This window comes from Pseudotabrizicola sediminis (assembly GCF_004745575.1).
Classification (GTDB): Bacteria; Pseudomonadota; Alphaproteobacteria; order Rhodobacterales; family Rhodobacteraceae; genus Pseudotabrizicola; species Pseudotabrizicola sediminis.
The window spans coordinates 80,136-100,628 of record NZ_RPEM01000002.1 but is presented as its reverse complement, the minus strand read 5'-3'; the positions used below and the strand labels follow the sequence as shown (position 1 = coordinate 100,628).

The window sequence follows — 20,493 nt, the reverse complement described above, 5'->3', positions numbered from 1 at the left end:
CGCAATTCTGCCGCCATGCCATGGGGGGCCACTGAGTGATCGCGTTCGAGAATGTGGGTTTCAACTATGGCGGCGGCGAATTGCTGTCCGATGTCACCCTGCGGCTGGCACCGGGGTCATTCCACTTTCTGACCGGGCCTTCTGGTGCGGGAAAATCCACGTTTCTGAAACTGGCCTATGCCGAGTTGCGGCCCACCGCAGGCCGGGTGTCGATTTTTGACCGAGACGCGCGGATGATGACCCGCGACGATGTGGCGCTCAGCCGCAGGCGCATCGGCGTGGTGCATCAGGATTGCCAGTTTCTGGACCACCTGCCACTGGTCACCAATGTGGCCCTGCCGCTGACGGTTGCCAGCCGTGCAGGCGATGCGCAGGATCTGACGGCCTTGCTCGATTGGGTGGGTCTGGGCAAACTGGCCGATGCCCTGCCGCCGCAGCTGTCGGGGGGCGAGCGTCAGCGCGCGGCCCTTGCCCGCGCCATCATCATGTCGCCCGATGTGGTCCTTGCCGATGAACCCACCGGCAATCTGGATTGGGATATGTCGCTGCGTCTGCTGACCCTGCTGGTCGAGCTGAACCGGATGGGCAAGACCATCCTGATCGCCACCCATGACATGAACCTGATCCGGCAGGCAAAATCGCAGCTGGCCGCGAGGGTACTGCGCATCCAGAACCGCCGGGTGCAGCTTGCGGGGGCCGATCTGTGAAATTCGCCCTTCCCGCCCTTCTTGCGCCCGACCGGCAGGCCGACCGCGTGGTGCCACCCTCGGGCTTCACGGCGCAGTTGACCCTGTTCACCGCCGCCGCAATGGCGTTTCTGGCGGTGTTTGCGCTGGCGCTGTCGCTGGCCTCTGGTCGGCTGGCTGACCGCTGGGCCTCTGCCCTTGCGGGCACCGCGACCATCCGCATCTCTGCTCCACCGGAACAGCTGGACACTCAGGTGGCCGCTGTTCTGGCCCTGCTTGCCACCACACCCGGCATCGACACCGCCCGCGCGCTGGACACTGAAGAACAGCGCGCCCTGCTGGAGCCTTGGTTTGGCCCGGACCTGCCGGTTGAAGCCCTGCCGCTGCCCCGCCTGATCGAACTGACCGAGGCCCGCCCCGGCTATGACAGCGAAGGCCTGCGCCTGCGTCTTGCGGCCGAAGCGCCGGGCGCGGTGCTCGATGACCATACCCGCTGGCGCCGCCCGATGGCTCAGGCGGCCGAACGGCTGCGCCTGCTGGGCGCGCTGTCGCTGATTCTGATTGCCGGATCTACTGCGGCGATGATCACGCTGGCTGCCAATTCCGCCCTGTCGGCCAACCTGCCCGTCATCCGGGTGCTGCGGCTGGTGGGCGCAAAGGATGCCTATATCGTCCGCGCCTTTGTGCGCCGCTTCACCTTGCGCGCATTGTCCGGGGCGGCTATCGGCACGGTTCTGGCCATGACCCTTGTCGCTCTGCTTCCCCGCGCAGACGAGGCCGGGGCCTTCCTGACCGGACTGGGGTTTCAGGGCTTTGGCTGGCTGTTACCGCTGCTGCTGCCGCCTGTTGTCGCTGTTCTGGCCTTTGCGGCCACCCGAGCCGCTGCCTTCCGCACCCTGAAAGGGCTGACCTGATGCTTGCCGTCCGCTGGATCCTGTCTTTGCTGTTCAACATCCAGATGTATCTGGCCATGGCCGTCATCGCCGTCGTCTTTGCCCCCTGGGCGCTGTTTTCCCGCGAGGGCGCCTTTGCCGCCTGCCACACTTACTGCCGCTGGGTGATCTTCACCGCCCGCATCATGCTTGGCCTGCAGGTCGAGGTGCGCGGCACACCGCCCACAGACGAAGTGATCGTCGCCGCAAAACACCAGAGTTTCTTTGATATTCTGGTGATCTTCAACGCCATCCCGCGCGGCAAGTTCATCATGAAGCGCGAGCTGATCTACGCACCCTTCCTTGGCCAATACGCCCGGCGCATCGGCTGTGTCTTTGTCGACCGGGGCAAGCGCGGCGCGGCCATCGCCAGCATGAAAGCCGATGTCGCCCGCACCGCCACCGACCCAGGCCAGTTGGTGATCTATCCGCAAGGCACCCGCGTCGCCCCCGGCGTGGACAAACCCTACAAGGTTGGCTCGGGCCTGATCTATGACCAACTCGGCCAGCCCTGCGTGCCGGTCGCGACCAACATCGGGGTGTACTGGCCCAAGCGCGGCATCCTGCGCAAACCCGGCACCTGTGTCGTGCATTTCCTGCCCCGCATCGAACCCGGCCTGCGAGTGGCCGATTTCATGAAACGGCTGGAGCACGACATCGAAACCACCTCTGACGCGCTGCTGATTGAGGCCGGGTTCCGCAAGCCATAGGCCGCATGGCGGGAACCGGTTGCCCGGGCCGGAGTTGCTGCCTGATGACCCTTGAAAGTCTATACACCACGCTTCACTCCGCCCCACTGATGCTGCCGCTGGTGGGCAGCCTGATCACTGGTGCCCTGATCGGGGCCGAACGCGAATTGCAGCGCAAGCCTGCCGGACTGCGCACGCACACTCTTGTCTGCTTCGGCTCGGCGTTGATGATGCTGATCGCGGCACGACAGGCTGACTGGGATACGGTGCTGCTGCCCGGCACTCAGATCGTCAGCGACATGTCCCGCATGCCGCATGCCATCCTGACCGGCATCGGCTTTCTCTGCGCGGGCGTGATCTTTCGAGAAGGGTTGTCGGTGCAGGGTCTGACCACGGCTGCCTCGCTCTGGGTCACGGCATCGCTTGGCATCGTCTACGGCGCAGGCATTCTGGAACTGGCCGTCATCGGCACGCTGATCGTGTTGGCGGTGCTGGTCGCCCTGCGCGTGATACAGATTCTATTGCCGATCCATATCGGGTTGCGCGTCAGTGTGACCGCCTTGCCCGGTTTCCGATGCACCGATCTGACAAGACATCTCAAGGCCCATGGTCTGACGCCCGGCCAAATTGCCCTGTCCCGCAGCACCGATGCGGTCAGCTTGACCACCACGGTCACCCAACCCAGGCGCGGTCTTGACCTTGATGCCTTGAGCGTCGGCTTGCAGGAAAATCCGCTGGTGCAAAAAGTCTCGCTCGACCCGGCGGAATGACTGGGATGGCCTTAGGCCAATCTCAGCGCAGTGATCCCGCTCAGGATCAGCAAGATACCCAGAACCCGCACCGCATTGACCGGCTCACCAAACAGGATCACCGCCAGAATGGCGGTGCCCAAGGTGCCGATGCCAACCCAGACGGCATAGGCCGTGCCCACCGGCAGATCCTTCATTGCCAAGGACAGCAGCCAGAAGCTGGCCAGCGCGCCCAGGATGGTCAGGATGGTCGGGACCGGCCGGGTAAAGCCGTCTGAATACTTCAGCCCGATCGCCCAGCCGGTTTCCAGCAACCCCGCCAGAAGCACCAGAACCCAAGGGCTCATGCCGCCAGACCCTTGGTCCCCATCTCGACGAATTTCGACCGGCGGTCCTTGATCAGCGCCTCGGGCTTCTTGCCCGACAGCTCTTTGAGCATCGCCTCGATGCCTTTGCCCACCGCCTCGATGGTTTCCTTCCGGCCGCGCTGCGCGCCGCCCATCGGTTCCTTGATGATCCGGTCGATCACGCCCAGCTTCTGCAGATCCTGCGCCGTCAGGCGCAGGGCCTCGGCGGCTTCGCGCATCTTCTCGGCGTCCTTCCACAGGATGCTGGCACAGCCCTCGGGCGAGATCACCGAATAGACGCTGTGTTCCAGCATCGCCACCCGGTTCGCCGTGGCAAAGGCCACCGCCCCGCCCGACCCGCCTTCACCGATCACGACCGAAATCAGCGGCACGCCGATTTCCAGACATTTCTGGGTGCTGCGCGCAATCGCCTCGGCCTGCCCACGCTCCTCGGCGCCCTTGCCGGGGTATGCACCGGGCGTGTCCACCAGCGTGATCACCGGCAACCGGAACCGGTCGGCCAGATCCATCAGCCGGATCGCCTTGCGATAGCCCTCGGGCCGCGCCATCCCGAAATTCCGCTCGATCCGCGATTTGGTGTCATTGCCCTTTTCATGGCCGATCAGAACCACCGGCTGGTCGTTAAACCGCGCAAGCCCGCCCATCACCGCATGGTCATCGGCAAAATTCCGGTCCCCCGCCAGCGGCGTATATTCGCTGAACAGCGCCTCGATGTAATCTTTGCAATGCGGGCGTTCCGGGTGGCGCGCCACCAGACATTTCCGCCAGGGCGACAGATCCTTGTACAGATCGCGCAGCATCGCCTCGGCCTTCTTGTCCAGCGCCTCGGCCTCGCGGGCAATGTCCATTTCCGGATTGCTGCGCCCCATGGCGCGCAACTCTTCGGCCTTGCCTTCGATTTCGGCGAGGGGTTTTTCGAACTCAAGGTAATTCATCGGGCACTCCGTGAAGGACAGGGCACTATATGCCCCTGCCTGCCGGGCAATGCAACCGCGCCCCCGACAGACCGCGCGCAATCTGCATCAGGCTGCTTTGATGGCCCCCCGAAACAGCAGCGCCCCGAACCGCTGGTTCGGGGCGTGCATCCTCCCCAGATGCTGCGCGGGGGCCTCCTCTCCCCTGGTGCGCAGCGCGGGTATTCTTTTCAGACTGCCCGTATTTCAGGCGCTGGTTACGGAGCATTGACCACAGTGTGGCATGTTGTCAACGATTCCGACATGACCTTGCGTTACCCGGCAATCATTTCGGCCTGACGCACCACCACCTCGGCCTGTTTGATGCTGGCAATGTCTACCAGACGGCCTTTGAAGACCGTCGCACCCTCGCCGCGTGCCTTGGCTGCCTCCATTGCAGCCAGAATCTCGCGCGCCTCGGTTACAGCTGCGTCGGATGGGGTAAAGACCTCATTGGCCAGCGCGACCTGCTTGGGGTGGATCGCCCATTTTCCAACCATTCCCAGCGTAGCGGACCGCCACGCCTGCGCGCGGAACCCCTCATCGTCGGAAAAATCGCCAAACGGCCCGTCAACCGGCAAGATGCCATGCGTGCGGCAGGCCGCCACAATCGCCGCCTGCGCCCAGTGCCACGGGTCCGACCAGTGCTTCACCCCGCCTTGCAGCATGTAATAATTCTCCTGCGTCCCACCGATCCCGGTGGTCTGCATCCCCATGCTGGCCGCAAAATCCGCGGCACCCAGACTCATCGCCTGCAAGCGCGGGCTGCTGGCCGCAATCTCCTCCACATGCGCAATCCCTGCCGCACTCTCGATGATCACCTCGAAACTGATCGGCTTGATGCGTCCCTTGGCCCGCTCTACCGCAGTCACCAGCGCATCCACCGCATAGACATCCGCCGCGCAGCCGACCTTGGGAATCATGATCTGGTCAAGCCGGTCGCCCGTCTGCTCCAGCAGATCCACCACATCTCGATACCAGAATGGCGTATCCAGCCCGTTGATCCGCACCGACAGGGTTTTGTTCCCCCAGTCCACCGTGTTGATCGCCGTGATGATATTCGCCCGCGCCGCATCCTTGTCGCCGGGGGCGACCGAGTCCTCCAGATCCAGATTGATCACATCCGCCGCCGACGCCGCCATCTTTTCAAACAAGGCCGGGCGCGATCCGGGGCCGAACAACTGGCAACGGTTCGGACGGGCAGGCGGGGCGGGCTGGATACGAAAGCTCATCGGCGGCCTCAGGCAAGTTAATTTCACGACTCTGCGCCGCAGCGATAGATTATTGCGCAGCAAACCACAATCCCTTGTTTGCAATCGCAGCATCGCGCTTCAACCTTGCACCCCCTGCGGCCTCGGGCAATGAATGACAAAAGGCTGGCCGAGCACCGCATGATCACCGTCACCGCAGATACCTTCCCACTTGCCCACACCTTCACCATTTCGCGCGGGTCCAAGTCCACCGCGCAAGTGGTCACCGCGACCGTCACCCGCGATGGCCATCACGGCCGGGGCGAGGCGGTGCCCTATGCGCGCTATGGCGAAACGGTAGCCGGAGTGCTGGCCCAGATCGCCGCCACCGCCCCGTGGATCACCCGCGAAACCCTTGCCCGCGACCTGCCCCCCGGTGCCGCCCGCAATGCGCTGGACTGCGCGCTCTGGGATCTGGAGGCGAAGGCGGCGGGCAAACGGGTGTGGGATCTGCTCCACCTCCCTGCCCCGCGCGCGGTGATCACCGCCTTCACCCTGTCGCTCGACACCCCCGCCGCGATGCAGGCGCAGGCGGCGCAGAACGCTCACCGCCCGGTGCTGAAGATCAAACTCGGCACGCCTGATGACATGCCCCGCCTCGAAGCCGTCCGCCAAGGCGCCCCCAACGCCACCCTGATCATCGACGCCAACGAAGGCTGGACGCCAGAGATCTACGCCGACCTCGCCCCCCGCCTCGTTGCGATGGGCGTGGCGCTGGTGGAACAGCCGCTCCCCGCCGGGGACGACAACATGCTCGCTGAAATCGCCCGCCCCCTGCCGGTCTGCGCCGATGAATCCTGCCACGACCGCGAAAGCCTGCCAGCGCTGCATGGTAAATACGACGTCATCAACATCAAACTCGACAAGACCGGCGGCTTGACCGAAGCCCTTGCGCTGAAGGCCGAGGCGCAAGCCATGGGCTTTGGCATCATGGTCGGCTGCATGGTCGGTAGCAGCCTTGCGATGGCCCCTGCCACAATCCTTGCGCAAGGCGTGGCCTTCACAGACCTTGACGGACCGCTTTTGCTGGCCCAAGACCGCGACAACCCGCTGCTGTTCGTCGAACACGGCATTCACCCGCCGCATCCGGCCCTATGGGGATAGCATCATGACCCGCACCGTCTATGTCAACGGCCAGTACCTGCCCGAACACGAGGCCACCGTGTCGATCTTTGACCGCGGCTTCCTGATGGCCGATGGGGTGTATGAGGTCACATCGGTGCTCGATGGCAAGCTGATCGACTTTGACGGCCATATCAAACGCCTGCACCGCAGCCTGTCCGAACTCGACGTGGCCGCCCCCTGTTCGGATGAAGACCTCGTCGCCATGCACCGCGAGTTGGTGGCGCTGAACAACATCGACCAAGGCATGATTTATCTGCAGGTCACGCGCGGCAACCCCGGCGACCGCAGCTTTGTCTTCCCGCCCGCCGACCTGCCGCCAACCATCGTGGCCTTCACGCAGGATATCCCCAACCTCGCCGATGCCCCTGCCGCGAAAACTGGCTTCCGCGTCATCTCGATCCCCGATCTGCGCTGGGACCGGCGCGATATCAAAACGGTGCAACTGCTGTACCCATCGATGGGCAAGATGGCTGCGAAAAAGGCCGGGGTCGATGACAGCTGGTTTGTCGAAGACGGGGCCGTAACCGAAGGCACGTCGAACAACGCCTATATCGTCAAGGGCAACCGCATCATCACGCGCCAGCTTTCCACTGATATCCTGCACGGCATCACCCGCGTTGCCGTCCTGCGCTTCGCCGCCGAGGCGCAGTTCGAGGTGGAAGAACGCCCCTTCACCATCGAAGAAGCCCAAAACGCCGACGAGGCTTTCTCTACCGCCGCGTCGATCTTCGTCATGCCCGTGGTGGAGATTGACGGCAAGCCGGTGGGCACCGGCAAACCCGGCCCGGTCGCCCAGCGCCTGCGCGAGCTGTATCTTGATGAGATGCGCAAAGCCGCAATCTGACCCTGCGGCTGGCCCTGACCGGGCCAGCCCCTACTCCGCCTTGCCGACGTTCTTGGCAAAAGCCTCGGTAAAGGCCGCCTGTTTGCCTGCATCTGCCTCGGTCTGGTTCCGGGCCACCCACTCATCATAGGGCATGCCATAAACAATCTCACGCGCGGCAGCCTTGTCCATTTCGATCCCACGCGCATTGGCCGCTTCCTGATACCATCGGCTCAGGCAATTACGGCAGAACCCGGCCATGGTCATCAGGTCGATGTTCTGCACATCAGGCCGCTTTTCCAGAAGATGCTGCATCAGCGCGCGGAACGCCGCAGCCTCCAGTTCGGTTCGAGTCTGGTCATCAAGGGCCATGGTATCCTCCTGCCCGGACAGAATGTCCGATCCGGGCCGGGGTCGCAAGTCTTGGGTCATATCTCGGCGCGGAACAGCCATGCCGAAGGGTTCACCGCAAGCGCTGCCGCTGTCTGGCCGGCCAGCCGGACCACAGCCTCGCCATTCACCAGCAAGACGCTGTCCGTGGGCCCATCCGCCTGAATCAGGATCGTGGCGGCATCGGGATCAGCCAACAGAAGTGTCAGGGTCTCTGTCTGATGGTCAAAATCCGTGATGAGGCTGGCATCTTCGCCGTCACGCCAGGCAATGACAAACTCGTCGACGCCTTCGCCTCCGGTCAGCGTGTCGCCATCATCGCCGATCAGCACATCATTCCCCGCGCCGCCGTCCAGCACATCCGGGCCACGCTCTGCCGGATTGCCCGATATCACGCCCTCCCCGATCCGTGCCGCAATCAGATCAGCCGCCGGAAGCCCGGAATCGCGGACGAGCGCCTCGATTTCATCCGCCACTTCTGAAAGTTCTTCAGCAATCAGGTCATATTCCAGCCCGATCAATGTGTCAGCGCCTTCTCCGCCCAACAGCGAGTCTGATCCGCTGGACCCGATCAGCACATCAGCGCCAAAGCCGCCGTACAGCAGATCATTCCCGGCCCCGCCAATCAGCATGTCGCGGCCAAGACTGCCGGACAGCACATCATCGCCCGCACCACCCAGAAGAATATCATTGCCCACGCCGCCGTTCAGACGGTCAGGCCCGGCGTCTCCGTGAAGAACGTCATCGCCCTCCAGACCGTGGATCAAATCCGCGCCGCTGTCCCCCAGAAGAAGATCTGGCCCAGAGGTTCCGGCCTGAACCTCCTCTGCCTCGTCCGGCGGTGAATCATCGTCATCATTCCCGCCACCAAAAACCAGACCGCCGACCAGCAAAAGGGGAAGCAAAAGCAATAGTTCCACGGGCAACTCCACAACAAAGTGGTTTTAAGAAAACTCGATTCACTTGCGCCACATAAATGCCGCCCGTCAAGCCGTTTGAAGCATTACCCGAACCGCCCGCAACACTGGCACAGGCGTTTCTGACATTGTTGCCGTTTTCGCACCTTGCGGTTTTCAGCCTGCAACCGCGCCCAGCGCCGCCGTCAGCGCCGGAGCCAGCCGTCGCGCCCAGTCTTGCTGTTCCACGACGGACCCGATCAGGTCATTGCGCACTTCGATCAACGTGTTGTGCCGCCCCGGCTTCAGGGCGTGGCGGTCAATCGCATCTCCGGGAAGATGACCGGAATAGGGCTCGTTGTCGCCCACACACCAGTCGGGTACGGCCTGCAGCTCTGTGATCACCGCGCGCGACAGGCGTTCATCCTCGGGGCTGTGCAGCACGCCGATGTGCCAGGGCCGGGGCGGGCGGCCCTTCAGGGCCGGTGTAAAGGAATGGATCGCCAGAATGGCCCGCCCCCCAGCCATCTGTGCCAGCGCCGCATGATAGGGCCGGTACAGGCGCTGCAACCGCTCCTCCACCTGCGTCGGGCCAACATGCCGGTTCGCGGGGATGATGGTGCCGTCATACAGCTTCATGACCAGCGTGGGGTCATCTTCGCCCCGGTTCGGGTCAATCACAAGCCGGCTGAAATCGGAACAGACCACCGGGCTGTCCAGCGCCTCGCCCAGCGCAACCGACAGCCCCCGCGCGCCTACATCGTAAGCGATGTGTCGTGCCATATCTTCTGACGTGATCCCAAGCGTGCCACCCAGCCACTCCGGCACTCGGTTTGTGGCGTGATCACAGGTCACCAGCCACAGCCCCCTGCGCGCGGCCCCAAGGATTTCAAATGCCTCGTGCCTGATTTCCGGGCGAAATTCTGTCATGCTTTTTTTACTCCGCCATGCTTTTAACCGTTTAGGCGGTTTGGGCCAAAAGCGCCAGTTGCCCCGCACGTCCGATTGCTTTATCCCCATCCGTGGCCCACCACGAAGTGATAACCGAAGAAGGAACAAGGCATGAGACGCCTTCGGAATGTTAAGATCGTGGCCACTCTGGGGCCCGCATCCAATGATTATGAAATGATCCGCGCTTTGTTCGAGGCGGGGGCAGATGTGTTCCGCCTGAACATGAGCCATGGCACGCATGACGAAATCCGCGCGCGCCACGCCATCATCCGGCAGGTCGAATCCGATACCGGTCGCCCCATCGCCATTCTGGCGGACCTTCAGGGGCCCAAGCTGCGGGTCGGCACCTTTGCAGAAGAGTCCTATGATCTGGCCGATGGCGACAAGTTCCGCCTCGACCTGGATGCCACGCCGGGCGACGCCACCCGCGTGCAGCTTCCACACCCCGAGATTTTTGCTGCCCTCGAACCCGGCGCTTCGCTGCTGGTTAACGACGGCAAGATCCGCCTGATCGTCGATGATTGCGGTGCCGATTACGCCAATTGCACTGTTACCGTCGGTGGATCGATTTCCAACCGAAAGGGCGTCAACGTGCCCGATGTGGTGCTGCCGCTGGCGGCCCTGTCGGCAAAGGATCTCAAGGATCTGGAATTCGCCTGCGACATCGGCGTCGACTGGATTGCCCTGTCCTTCGTGCAGCGCCCGGAAGACGTGACCGAAGCCAAGGATCTGGTTAAGGGCCGCGCTCTGGTTCTGTCGAAAATCGAAAAGCCAGCCGCCGTGAAAGCCTATGACGCCATTCTTGCCGTGTCGGATGGCATCATGGTCGCGCGTGGCGACCTTGGCGTCGAGCTGCCGGTCTATTCGGTGCCGCCGATCCAGAAGCGCCTTGTCCGCAAGGCCCGTGCCGCTGCCAAACCGGTGATCGTCGCCACCCAGATGCTGGAATCGATGATCGAATCGCCGATGCCCACGCGGGCCGAGGTGTCGGATGTCGCAACGGCCATCTATGAAGGTGCCGACGCCGTCATGCTGTCGGCCGAATCCGCAGCCGGGAAATTCCCAATCGAAGCGGTGACCACGATGAACAACGTGGCTATTTCGGTCGAAAGCGACCCGACCTATCGCCAGATCATCGAATCCAGCCGCCAGGTGGTCCGCTCTACCGTGGCCGATGGTATCGTCGCTGCCGCGCGCGAAATTGCGGAATCGGCTGATATCAAGGCCATCGCCGTGTTCTCCCAAACCGGCACCACGGTGAACCTCGTGTCACGCGAACGCCCGCGCGTTCCGATCATCGCCCTGACCCCGTTGATCGGCACCGCACGCCGGTTGTGCCTTACCTGGGGCACCCATTGCGTGATGACAGAAGAGCAGGACCGTTTTAAAGGTGCCGTAATCTCGGCTGTGCGCGCCGCGCGCCAGCATGGCTTCGCCACAGAAACCGACCAGATCGTGCTGACCGCCGGTGTGCCGTTCAACGTGCAGGGCACCACCAACATCCTGCGCGTGGCCCCCTGTGATGAGCGGTTGATTTACAAAGCCGATCCTGAATAATCCGTCCCAGGATTATTGGGGGTAGCGATGGACTCTGACCTGATGTTCGTCATAGGGGCGGTTCTTGTCGTCCTGTCCGTACCCTCGATGTTTTCCGCCCTTGTTGACAGCCGCCCGCCCCGGGCGGCTGCCATCATTCTGCTGATCGGTGGTACGCTGGTGGTGATAGCACTTAACCAGAAGCCCGGCGGCGTGGCCCTGGCGCAGATCCCCGACATCTTCTTCCGTGTCATTGCCCGCTTTGTGAACTGACCGCTCAACGCCGTATGACTCTTTTGCCTTGCGCCCAAGGCGGGCCGCCCCTATAGGAGCCGTTCTGGAAAGCCTGCGGGGCCGGCCAACTTAGGCATGCCGAGTCGCGCATATGACGATTGGAGATCGAAATGCCCAAGATGAAGACCAAATCCGCTGCGAAGAAGCGCTTCAGCTTCACCGCGTCCGGTCGGGCCAAAGCTGGCGTCGCCGGCAAACGTCACGGCATGATCAAGCGTACGACCAAGTTCATTCGCGATGCTTCTGGCACGATGTTGCTGTCCGCTTCGGACACCAAGATCGTCAAGAAGTACATGCCCTACGACCGCTGAGGAGAGACACCCATGTCCCGCGTTAAATCTGGTGTCGTCACCCACGCACGTCACCGCAAGGTCATCAAGAAAGCCGCCGGTTACTACGCCGCCCGCTCGACCAACTTCCGCACCGCCACGCAGGCCGTCGACAAGGCCCAGCAGTATGCGACCCGTGACCGCAAAGTCCGCAAGCGCCAGTTCCGCGCCCTGTGGATTCAGCGGATCAACGCCGCCGTGCGTCTGTTCGACTTTGAAATGACCTATTCGCGCCTGATCAACGGCCTGGCAAAAGCCGGCATCGAAGTGGACCGCAAGGTTCTCGCCGACCTCGCTGTGCACGAGCCCGAGGCGTTCAACGCAATTGCCGCTCAGGCCAAGGCCGCTCTGGCCGCCTGATCCACGCGATAGTCTTTTGAAAGGCCCTGCCTCCCGGCGGGGCCTTTTGCATTTTGGGCCGACCGTCAGCTATGCGGACGCAGCGGTCGTTGTCGTTATCGCCAACTTGTTTTAGGCAACAAAGGGAAGAGCGGGCTTCTCTTATCCAATCGGGAGAGTTGAAAATGGCGACAGGTCACGTGTTTATGGCGATGAGTCTTGACGGGTTTGTTGCCCGCGAAGATTTTGGTCTTGATTGGCTGATGAAGCAAAAAACCGAAGGCGAAGATCATGGCAATGATGCGTTCATGGCCTCTGTGGATGGGATTGTCATGGGCAGCGGCTCATTTCGGACCGTGTTGACCTTCGACGCCTGGCCTTATGAAAAACCAGTTATCGTGTTGAGCAGCACGATGACGTCAGATGATGTTCCCGAAAATCTTCGCGGCAAAGTGACCCTCAGTGCCCTCGCGCCGCGGGACCTCATGCACGCGCTGTCAAATCAAGGCTGGAGACGTGTCTATATCGACGGCGGAAAGATCATTCAGAGCTTTATGCGCGAAGGATTGATCGCTGATATGACCGTAACTGTCGTCCCGATCCTGATTGGGCAAGGCAAACGCATGTTCGGCCCGCTGGATGCCGATATTGATCTGCACCTCATAAAGTCGAAGTCGTTTGCATCGGGCTTGATCACCTCACGCTACGTTGTCGCTTAGGGCGCAAAAGTTAACACTGGGTTAATTCCGCATGGTTAAGCTATTGAAATCGTGCGACTCTCACATCTGTAACACAGGGGGCATCCCCCGCCCCGCAACAGCCCGCTTCCCAAGGCCCCCATTTTCCTGTATGGCCCCGCCATCTGCGACGTGAGGCCCGCCCCCGGCCGCATGCAAAGGATAGGGGGCGGCGGCAATGGGGCCGCCATGCAAAGGGAAGACACGGCAGGGGCCGTGGGTGCTTCCATATAGGGAACGATAGATGTTCAACGTGACTCGTAAATCCATCCAGTGGGGCAACGAAACCCTCACACTGGAATCCGGCAAGGTTGCCCGTCAGGCCGACGGTTCGGTGATCGCCACCATGGGCGACACCTCCGTCATGGCCAACGTGACCTTTGCCAAGAAGGCAAAGCCGGGACAAGACTTTTTCCCGCTGACCGTCCACTACCAGGAACGCTACTACGCCGCCGGCAAGATCCCCGGTGGTTTCTTCAAGCGCGAAGCGCGTCCTTCGGAAAAGGAAACGCTGACCTCGCGCCTGATCGACCGTCCGATCCGCCCGCTGTTCGTCGACGGGTTCAACCATGAAGTTCTGGTGATCGTGACCGTGCTGAGCCACGATCTGGTCAACGAACCCGATATCCTTGCCATGGTCGCCGTCTCTGCCGCGCTGACCGTGTCTGGCGTGCCCTTCATGGGCCCGATCGGTGCCGCGCGTGTCGGCTTCTCGAACGGTGAATACGTTCTGAACCCAGATGTCGAGGACATGCAGAACCTGCGCAACAACCCGGATCAACGGCTTGATCTGGTCATCGCCGGCACCAAAGACGCCGTGATGATGGTGGAATCCGAGGCCTATGAACTGACCGAAGCCGAAATGCTGGGCGCGGTGAAGTTCGGCCATGACGCGATGCAGCCGGTGATCGATCTGATCATCGACTTTGCCGAAGAAGCCGCCAAAGAACCCTTCGACTTCCAGCCCGCAGATTATTCGGCGCTGTATGCCAAGGTCAGAACCGCTGGCGAAGCGCAGATGCGCGCCGCTTTCGCGATCAAGGACAAGCAAGAGCGCACCAACGCAATCTCGGCTGCCGTTTCGGCAATCAAGGGTGCGTTGAGCGAAGAAGACCTCGCCAACGAAAACCTTGGAGCTTCGATCAAGAAGCTGGAGAGCGCAATCCTGCGTGGCGATATCATCAACGGTGGCGCGCGGATTGATGGGCGTGACACCAAGACTGTGCGCCCGATCGTGTCGGAAACTGGCATTCTGCCGCGGACCCATGGCTCGGCCCTGTTCACCCGCGGGGAAACCCAGGGGCTGGTCGTGACCACGCTGGGCACCGGCGAAGACGAGCAGATGATCGACGCGCTGACCGGCAATTCGCGCTCCAACTTCCTGCTGCACTACAACTTCCCACCCTATTCGGTTGGTGAAGTTGGTCGTTTCGGCCCGCCCGGACGCCGCGAGATCGGCCATGGCAAGCTGGCATGGCGCGCGCTGCAGGCGGTTCTGCCGGCTGGCACCGACTTCCCCTACACCATCCGCCTTGTGTCCGAGATCACCGAGTCGAACGGCTCCTCCTCGATGGCCACGGTCTGCGGCGGATCGCTTTCCATGATGGATGCGGGCGTGCCGCTGAAAGCCCCGGTCGCCGGTGTGGCGATGGGTCTGATTCTGGAAGATGACGGCAAATATGCCATTCTGACCGATATTCTGGGCGACGAGGATCATCTCGGCGACATGGATTTCAAGGTGGCAGGCACCGCCAATGGCATCACCAGCCTGCAGATGGACATCAAGATTGCCGGCATCACGCCCGCAATCATGGAGCAGGCGCTTGCGCAGGCGAAAGATGGCCGGATGCACATTCTGGATGAAATGGCCAAGGCGCTGACTCAGGCGCAGGCCTTCAGCCAGTACGCGCCAAAGATCGAGACGATGCAGATCCCGACCGACAAGATCCGGGAAGTGATCGGCTCGGGCGGCAAGGTCATCCGCGAGATCGTGGAGCTTTCGGGTGCCAAGGTCGATATCAACGACGAAGGCATCATCAAGATTGCCTCCAGTGATGCTGCCGCCATCAAGCGCGCCTATGACATGATCTATTCGATCGTGGCAGAGCCGGAAGAAGGCCGCATCTACACCGGCAAGGTTGTCAAACTGGTCGACTTCGGCGCGTTTGTGAACTTCTTCGGCAAGCGTGATGGTCTGGTCCACGTATCCCAGATCGCAAACAAGCGTCTGACCCACCCGAACGAGATCCTGAAAGAAGGTCAGGAAGTGAAAGTCAAACTTCTGGGCTTTGACGACCGCGGCAAGGTGCGCCTTGGCATGAAGATGGTCGATCAGGAAACCGGCGAAGAAGTCGCTGAAAAGAAAGAAGAGTCGTCCGAGGCATAGTTGTCCCGGTCATGACCCGCAGAAAGCCCCGGCAAACGCCGGGGCTTTTTGGTGTGTGGCCACCAGAGGTGGTCAACGCCCTACACATGCGCGTGAGCAAGGTCACAGTGGGTGTCTTCCGAACGTATCTGTGGCAAAAGTATCCAAACATTTACGAGGAATGCTATATGCCGTCCGACCTGACTCGCCGCCTGTTTCTGTCCTCTTCGGCCGCTTTGCTGGCCGCCCCGGCGATTGCGCAATCCAAACCCAACCTTGCGACCTATGTCGTCCCGCCAGAGCACGCGCCGGTGATTGTCCGGCTGCGCGATGCCTTTGAACCGGGGTCACTGCTGGTCGATCCCAACACGTTTTCCCTGTACTGGCTGCTGGAACCGCGTCGCGCGCTGCGGTTTATCGTAGGTGTCGGGCGGGGTGATCTGTATGAGGCGGGCCAGTTCACCATCGGTGCCAAGAAAGAATGGCCCAGTTGGACGCCGACCAAAAGCATGATCGAGCGCAATCCTGACGCCTACGCCAAATATGCCGACGGTATGCCCGGTGGCCCCGGTAATCCGCTGGGCGCGCGGGCGCTGTATCTATTTGACGAGCAGCGTGGCGATACCTTCTTGCGCATCCACGGCACGCCAGAGCCCTGGACCATTGGCTCGGCGGTGTCGAATGGCTGTGTGCGGCTGGTCAATGACCACATTCAGCAGCTGTACGACATGGTGCCGATCGGGGCGAATGTCGTGCTGTATTCCAAACGCGCGGCGGCCTGACTGCCAGGGCCGGTCCATGCAGGGACCGGCCATCGGCTGCGACTGGCGCGTCTTGGCAGGAACGCCCCACACATTTCGACTTGAGGTTGCGCATCGTCTCCGCTAATTATGTTATGTTATTACACAAAGAAGCAGCCATGCGTGATCGCCTTCCCGTCACTGTCCTTTCAGGCTTTCTGGGTGCCGGAAAGACCACCCTGCTCAATCATGTGCTGAACAACCGAGACGGCCGCCGCGTTGCAGTCATCGTCAACGACATGAGCGAGGTCAACATCGACGCCGACCTGATCCGCGATGGGGCCGACCTGTCGCGCACCGAGGAAAAGCTGGTGGAGATGACCAACGGCTGCATCTGCTGCACTCTGCGAGATGATTTGCTGATTGAGATGCGTCGTCTGGCGTCCGAAGGGCGGTTTGATTATTTGCTGATCGAATCCACCGGTATTGCCGAACCGCTGCCGGTCGCCGCCACGTTCGATTTCAGGGATGAAGCAGGCGATAGTCTGTCAGACGTGGCGCGACTGGATACGATGGTCACGGTGGTGGATGCCATCAACCTGCTGCGCGACTTTTCCAGCCATGATTTTCTGGCCGCCCGGGGAGAGGTCATGGGCGAAGGCGACACCCGCACGCTGCGTCAACCTGCTAACCGACCAGATCGAATTTGCCAATGTCGTCATCCTGAACAAATGCAGCGATGCCGCGGCAGATCGGGTGGATGCGGCGCGCAAGATCATCCACGCGCTGAACCCCGCTGCGCGGCTGATCGAGGCGGATCATTCCCGCGTGGACACGCAGGCGATCTTGGGCACCGGGTTGTTCGATTTCGACCGCGCGCAGGAGCATCCGTTGTGGGCCAAGGAGTTGTATGGCTTTGCGCATCACACGCCCAAGACCGAAGAATACAGAATCAGTTCTTTCGTCTACCGCGCCCGCCGTCCGTTTGACCCGGTAAAGGTGCATGCGGTGCTGAACGGTGATCTGCCGGGGGTGATCCGGGCCAAGGGGCACTTCTGGCTGGCCACGCGCCCGAACTGGGTCGCCGAGTTCTCGCTGGCCGGGGCAGTGTCTTCGGTTGCGCCCTTGGGCGGCTGGTGGGCCTCGGTCCCGCGCGACCGCTGGCCGACCCATCCCGATGCACTGTCAGAGCTAGCGCGGCATTGGCAAGAGCCGTGGGGCGACCGGCGACAGGAGATCGTGTTCATCTGCGCGGCAATGGACCGGAACGCGCTGACGGCAGCGCTGGATGCGGCACTGTTCGAGACCGCAGATTATTCACCGCATCTTTGGGCCGGTCTGCCAGACCCATTCCCGACCTGGCGGCGGCAGCAGGGGGCGTGATGCGTAACCTGACCTCTCCACGCGCCCGGTGGCGGTCGAGCAATGCGATGGCGGCACATGACAGGCTGCCCGCGCCACTTCGGGCTTGGGCAGCAGAGGCGGCGTTGCCGTGGAGCGCCACGTCGTTGCGCAAGCTGTGGTCGCGCGCGTTGCAAGAGACGAGTTGCCCTGATGCCGCCCTTGCCCGGCTTTCCGCTGCCGAACGTGCAAGCCTGCGGCGCGAGGCGGTGCGGGTCTGGGGCGGTGATTACCCTCGATAGAAAAGGCCCCGGAGAACATCCGGAGCCTTTGGTCACTTCAGTCCACTAGACCGACTGTTTGGCAAAGCGCAGATAGGGCAGCTTGATATCCAGCTCGCCGAACTTTTCCGTGGCCTGTTCGTCATTCAGCGACAGCGCCACAATCACATCCTGCCCTGGCACCCAGTTGGCGGGGGTAGCGACCGGCACGCCATCGGTGGCCTGCACAGCATCGAGCGCGCGCAGGATCTCGGCAAAGTTACGGCCCACAGACATCGGATACGTCATGGTCAACCGAACCTTTCTATCCGGCCCGATGATATAAACCGTGCGGACCGTCGCCGTGTTGGCCGGGGTGCGGCCTTCGGTCGGCAGGTAGAATTCGGCAGGCAACATATCGTAGGCTTTCGCCACTGTCAGGCTGGTGTCGTCGATGATCGGGAAATCGGCAGGCGCGCCTGCGAAAGCTTCGATATCGCGTTTCCACTTGCCGTGATCTGCGACCGAATCGACCGAAACGCCGATCACTTTTGTTTTGCGTTTGGCAAATTCACCGGCCAGCTGGGCAACCGCTCCGAATTCGGTGGTGCAGACCGGCGTGAAATCGCGCGGGTGGCTGAAGATGATGGCGTAGCTGTCGCCGAGCCATTCGTGAAAATTGATCGTGCCGGCGGTTGAGTCGGCGGTGAAATCTGGGGCAATGTCATTGATACGGATCGACATGGACGACTCCTTCGTTTGTCAGACGAAAGTTAGTGGTTTTGGAACGTCATTGCATCCCCCAGCGGAAGAGATGCACAGAATGAGAATATCAGCCCATCTAAGTGCTGTCCGGCAAAATTATTTTTCCATGCGATCACGCAGCGGCAGCACAAGGCACCGTGCGATCTGACGGACGAAATGGTCAAATCACGGCAGACTAACCCAGGCACAGGTCGCAAAGCTGCTTGCGGCGGGGGGGCTATCGGTCCAGCATATGATCAAATTCACAGCGGGAGCACACCAATGCTGACGAAGCGCGATTTTTACATCAACGGAACTTGGGTCGCCCCGGCGAGCCCCTGCGACTATCAGGTGATCAATCCCTCGAATGAGGAACCCTGCGCGGTGATCTCTCTGGGCGATCAGGCGGATACCGATGCCGCCGTTGCTGCGGCCAAGGCCGCTTTGCCGGGCTGGGCTGCGACTCCGCCAAAGGAACGCGCCCGGCTGGTTGCGGCGATCCTTGATCAGTACGACGCCCGTCTGCAGGAATTTGCCGAAGCCATTTCCATGGAAATGGGTGCGCCGATTGATTTTGCCCTGGAAGAGCAAGCCCCCTGCCTGCCCTGGCACACGCAAAACTTCCTCACGGCATTCGAAGAGATCGAATGGGTGCGCCCGCTTGGCCCCCAGGCCCCCGGCTCTGCCGTCGTGATGGAACCGATTGGTGTGGTCGGGTTGATCACGCCGTGGAACTGGCCGGTCAACCAGATTGCACTGAAAGCCATTCCAGCGATGCTGGCGGGTTGCACCTGCGTGTTGAAGCCATCGGAAGAAAGCCCGCTGAATGCAATGCTGTTCGCCGAGTTCTGCCATGATGCGGGCATTCCATCGGGCGTGTTCAACCTGGTGAACGGCGATGGCGCTGGCGTCGGCAGCCAGCTGTCCACCCACCCGGATGTGGAGATGATTTCCTTCACTGGGTCAACCCGCGCGGGCAAGGCGATTTCCAAGGCGGCGGCCGAGACGCTGAAGCGGGTCACGCTGGAACTGGGCGGCAAGGGAGCGAACCTGCTGTTTGCCGATGCCCGCGACAATGCCGTGGAATGGTCGGTGCGCCGGATGATGGAGAACACCGGCCAAAGCTGCAACGCACCATCGCGCCTGTTGGTGGAACGCAGTATCTATGACAAGGCCGTGGCAAAGGCTGCAGAGGTTGCCAACAGCATTGCCGTCGGCCCGGCGCATGAGGCAGGTCCGCACGTCGGCCCGGTGGTCAACAAGCGCCAGTGGGAGCAGATTCAGGGCTATATCCAGAAGGGCATTGATGAAGGCGCACGGCTGGTTGCCGGCGGCCCCGGGTTGCCCGAGGGGTTCAACCGTGGCTTCTATGTCAAACCGACGATCTTTGCCGATGTCACACCCGGCATGACCATCGAACGCGAGGAAATCTTTGGCCCGGTGCTGGCCATTGTCCCGTTTGACACTGAGGAGGAAGCGATCCGCATTGCCAATGACACGCCGTATGGCCTGACCAACTATGTACAGTCCAGTGACCCGGTCCGGGGCAACCGTCTGGGCCATGCGCTGAAAGCCGGCATGGTCGAAATCAACGGCAAGTCGCGCGGGGCCGGGTCATTCTTTGGTGGTGTCAAACAGTCAGGCCGGGCCCGTGAAGGCGGCGTCTGGGGTCTGGAAGAGTTTCTCGAAGCCAAGAGCGTTTCGGGCTATGACTTTACCCTGAAAGACGCCGCTGAATAGGCTTTGGCTGTTCTGAGATCATGACCTGCATCGGTCCGGGGGCAACACCCCCGGGCCCTTTGCTTGGGTCGCACCGCCAGACCACACCTGCAGGCAAAAACAGCGGGCCAATAGGGTCTTGGCGTCGGGCCCAGACTGCGGCAAGAATGGCGCATCTGACAGGCGGGGTGCGCTGGCGCGGGTTCCGTCATTCTTTGATCGATTTTCCCCGTGGCGGGGCATGTAATTCGAATTTACATCCCCCATATCAGAACTG

22 protein-coding genes and 1 pseudogene are annotated in these 20,493 nt (G+C 61.8%); 16 read left to right on the top strand and 7 right to left on the bottom strand.

From position 1 onward, the window contains the following. Positions 1-35: 35 nt before the first annotated feature. The 4 genes from EEB11_RS03150 to EEB11_RS03135 are packed head-to-tail and all read left to right on the top strand — an operon-like array spanning position 36 to position 3,077. Positions 36-707: a cell division ATP-binding protein FtsE gene (locus EEB11_RS03150; protein ID WP_135428969.1), complete on the top strand. Its 672-nt coding sequence runs from the start codon at positions 36-38 to the stop codon at positions 705-707. Then, complete coding sequence (locus tag EEB11_RS03145) at positions 704-1,600, top strand: cell division protein FtsX (RefSeq protein WP_135428968.1); 897 nt, start codon at positions 704-706, stop codon at positions 1,598-1,600. The genes EEB11_RS03150 and EEB11_RS03145 overlap by 4 nt, the downstream gene beginning before the upstream one ends. Further along, complete coding sequence (locus EEB11_RS03140; protein ID WP_135428967.1) at positions 1,600-2,328, top strand: lysophospholipid acyltransferase family protein; 729 nt, start codon at positions 1,600-1,602, stop codon at positions 2,326-2,328. The genes EEB11_RS03145 and EEB11_RS03140 overlap by 1 nt, the downstream gene beginning before the upstream one ends. Positions 2,329-2,372: 44 nt before the next feature. After that, positions 2,373-3,077, top strand: a complete 705-nt coding sequence (locus EEB11_RS03135; protein ID WP_210134370.1) for an MgtC/SapB family protein — start codon at positions 2,373-2,375, stop codon at positions 3,075-3,077. An 11-nt stretch (positions 3,078-3,088) separates the two neighbouring features. Here the strand turns inward: EEB11_RS03135 and EEB11_RS03130 are convergent, their stop codons facing one another. The 3 genes from EEB11_RS03130 to EEB11_RS03120 form a co-directional block, all read right to left on the bottom strand. Next, the gene (locus EEB11_RS03130) at positions 3,089-3,403 is read right to left on the bottom strand and encodes a DMT family transporter (protein ID WP_135428966.1); all 315 of its coding nucleotides are present in this window, start codon (positions 3,401-3,403) and stop codon (positions 3,089-3,091) included. Next, positions 3,400-4,359 (bottom strand): acetyl-CoA carboxylase carboxyltransferase subunit alpha, encoded by a 960-nt coding sequence (locus EEB11_RS03125; protein WP_135428965.1) that lies wholly within the window; start codon positions 4,357-4,359, stop codon positions 3,400-3,402. Before EEB11_RS03125 ends, EEB11_RS03130 begins: the two co-directional genes overlap by 4 nt. A 293-nt stretch (positions 4,360-4,652) precedes the next feature. Beyond that, positions 4,653-5,609 carry an L-malyl-CoA/beta-methylmalyl-CoA lyase gene (locus EEB11_RS03120; RefSeq protein WP_135428964.1) on the bottom strand — a complete coding sequence of 319 codons (957 nt, stop codon included), beginning with the start codon at positions 5,607-5,609 and terminating at the stop codon, positions 4,653-4,655. Between the two features lie 159 nt (positions 5,610-5,768). On the opposite strand from EEB11_RS03120, the gene dgcA reads away from it, so the two are divergent. Both dgcA and EEB11_RS03110 read left to right on the top strand, forming a co-directional pair. Beyond that, the gene (gene dgcA / locus EEB11_RS03115) at positions 5,769-6,731 is read left to right on the top strand and encodes an N-acetyl-D-Glu racemase DgcA (RefSeq protein ID WP_135429287.1); all 963 of its coding nucleotides are present in this window, start codon (positions 5,769-5,771) and stop codon (positions 6,729-6,731) included. A 4-nt stretch (positions 6,732-6,735) separates the two neighbouring features. Next, positions 6,736-7,596, top strand: a complete 861-nt coding sequence (locus EEB11_RS03110) for a D-amino-acid transaminase (RefSeq protein ID WP_135428963.1) — start codon at positions 6,736-6,738, stop codon at positions 7,594-7,596. A gap of 30 nt (positions 7,597-7,626) precedes the next feature. Here the strand turns inward: EEB11_RS03110 and EEB11_RS03105 are convergent, their stop codons facing one another. From EEB11_RS03105 to EEB11_RS03095, 3 genes are all read right to left on the bottom strand, one after another. Further along, positions 7,627-7,947 (bottom strand): DUF1244 domain-containing protein, encoded by a 321-nt coding sequence (locus EEB11_RS03105; RefSeq protein ID WP_135428962.1) that lies wholly within the window; start codon positions 7,945-7,947, stop codon positions 7,627-7,629. A gap of 56 nt (positions 7,948-8,003) precedes the next feature. Then, the gene (locus EEB11_RS03100) at positions 8,004-8,885 is read right to left on the bottom strand and encodes a calcium-binding protein (RefSeq protein ID WP_167852646.1); all 882 of its coding nucleotides are present in this window, start codon (positions 8,883-8,885) and stop codon (positions 8,004-8,006) included. A 153-nt stretch (positions 8,886-9,038) separates the two neighbouring features. Next, the gene (locus EEB11_RS03095; RefSeq protein WP_135428960.1) at positions 9,039-9,791 is read right to left on the bottom strand and encodes an N-formylglutamate amidohydrolase; all 753 of its coding nucleotides are present in this window, start codon (positions 9,789-9,791) and stop codon (positions 9,039-9,041) included. A 132-nt stretch (positions 9,792-9,923) separates the two neighbouring features. Between EEB11_RS03095 and pyk the strand changes: the two genes are divergently transcribed. From pyk to EEB11_RS03050, 9 genes and pseudogenes are all read left to right on the top strand, one after another. Continuing rightward, the gene (gene pyk, locus EEB11_RS03090; protein ID WP_135428959.1) at positions 9,924-11,369 is read left to right on the top strand and encodes a pyruvate kinase; all 1,446 of its coding nucleotides are present in this window, start codon (positions 9,924-9,926) and stop codon (positions 11,367-11,369) included. Between the two features lie 27 nt (positions 11,370-11,396). Further along, a complete protein-coding gene (locus EEB11_RS03085; RefSeq protein ID WP_135428958.1) occupies positions 11,397-11,621 on the top strand; it encodes a hypothetical protein in 225 nt (74 codons plus the stop codon). 131 nt (positions 11,622-11,752) lie between these two features. Continuing rightward, positions 11,753-11,953: a 50S ribosomal protein L35 gene (rpmI, locus tag EEB11_RS03080; RefSeq protein WP_100196796.1), complete on the top strand. Its 201-nt coding sequence runs from the start codon at positions 11,753-11,755 to the stop codon at positions 11,951-11,953. A 12-nt stretch (positions 11,954-11,965) separates the two neighbouring features. Further along, positions 11,966-12,331: a 50S ribosomal protein L20 gene (gene rplT, locus EEB11_RS03075; RefSeq protein WP_135428957.1), complete on the top strand. Its 366-nt coding sequence runs from the start codon at positions 11,966-11,968 to the stop codon at positions 12,329-12,331. 164 nt (positions 12,332-12,495) lie between these two features. After that, positions 12,496-13,029: a dihydrofolate reductase family protein gene (locus EEB11_RS03070; RefSeq protein WP_135428956.1), complete on the top strand. Its 534-nt coding sequence runs from the start codon at positions 12,496-12,498 to the stop codon at positions 13,027-13,029. A gap of 262 nt (positions 13,030-13,291) precedes the next feature. Beyond that, entirely contained in the window at positions 13,292-15,433 is a 2,142-nt protein-coding gene (gene pnp / locus EEB11_RS03065) for a polyribonucleotide nucleotidyltransferase (RefSeq protein WP_135428955.1), read from the top strand. Positions 15,434-15,600: 167 nt separating this feature from the next. After that, positions 15,601-16,194 carry a L,D-transpeptidase gene (locus EEB11_RS03060; protein WP_135428954.1) on the top strand — a complete coding sequence of 198 codons (594 nt, stop codon included), beginning with the start codon at positions 15,601-15,603 and terminating at the stop codon, positions 16,192-16,194. 137 nt (positions 16,195-16,331) lie between these two features. Next, positions 16,332-17,535, top strand: a pseudogene (locus tag EEB11_RS03055) (GTP-binding protein). Next, on the top strand, positions 17,535-17,795 hold the full coding sequence (locus EEB11_RS03050; RefSeq protein WP_245298753.1) for a DUF6525 family protein: 261 nt from the start codon (positions 17,535-17,537) through the stop codon (positions 17,793-17,795). The pseudogene EEB11_RS03055 and the gene EEB11_RS03050 overlap by 1 nt, the downstream one beginning before the upstream one ends. Before the next feature lie 45 nt (positions 17,796-17,840). Here EEB11_RS03050 and EEB11_RS03045 read toward each other — a convergent pair whose 3' ends face one another. Continuing rightward, entirely contained in the window at positions 17,841-18,497 is a 657-nt protein-coding gene (locus EEB11_RS03045; RefSeq protein ID WP_135428953.1) for a peroxiredoxin, read from the bottom strand. A 282-nt stretch (positions 18,498-18,779) separates the two neighbouring features. On the opposite strand from EEB11_RS03045, the gene EEB11_RS03040 reads away from it, so the two are divergent. Then, positions 18,780-20,237, top strand: coding sequence for an aldehyde dehydrogenase family protein (locus EEB11_RS03040; RefSeq protein WP_135428952.1), 1,458 nt, complete (start codon positions 18,780-18,782; stop codon positions 20,235-20,237). The last annotated feature ends 256 nt before the right edge of the window (positions 20,238-20,493 follow it).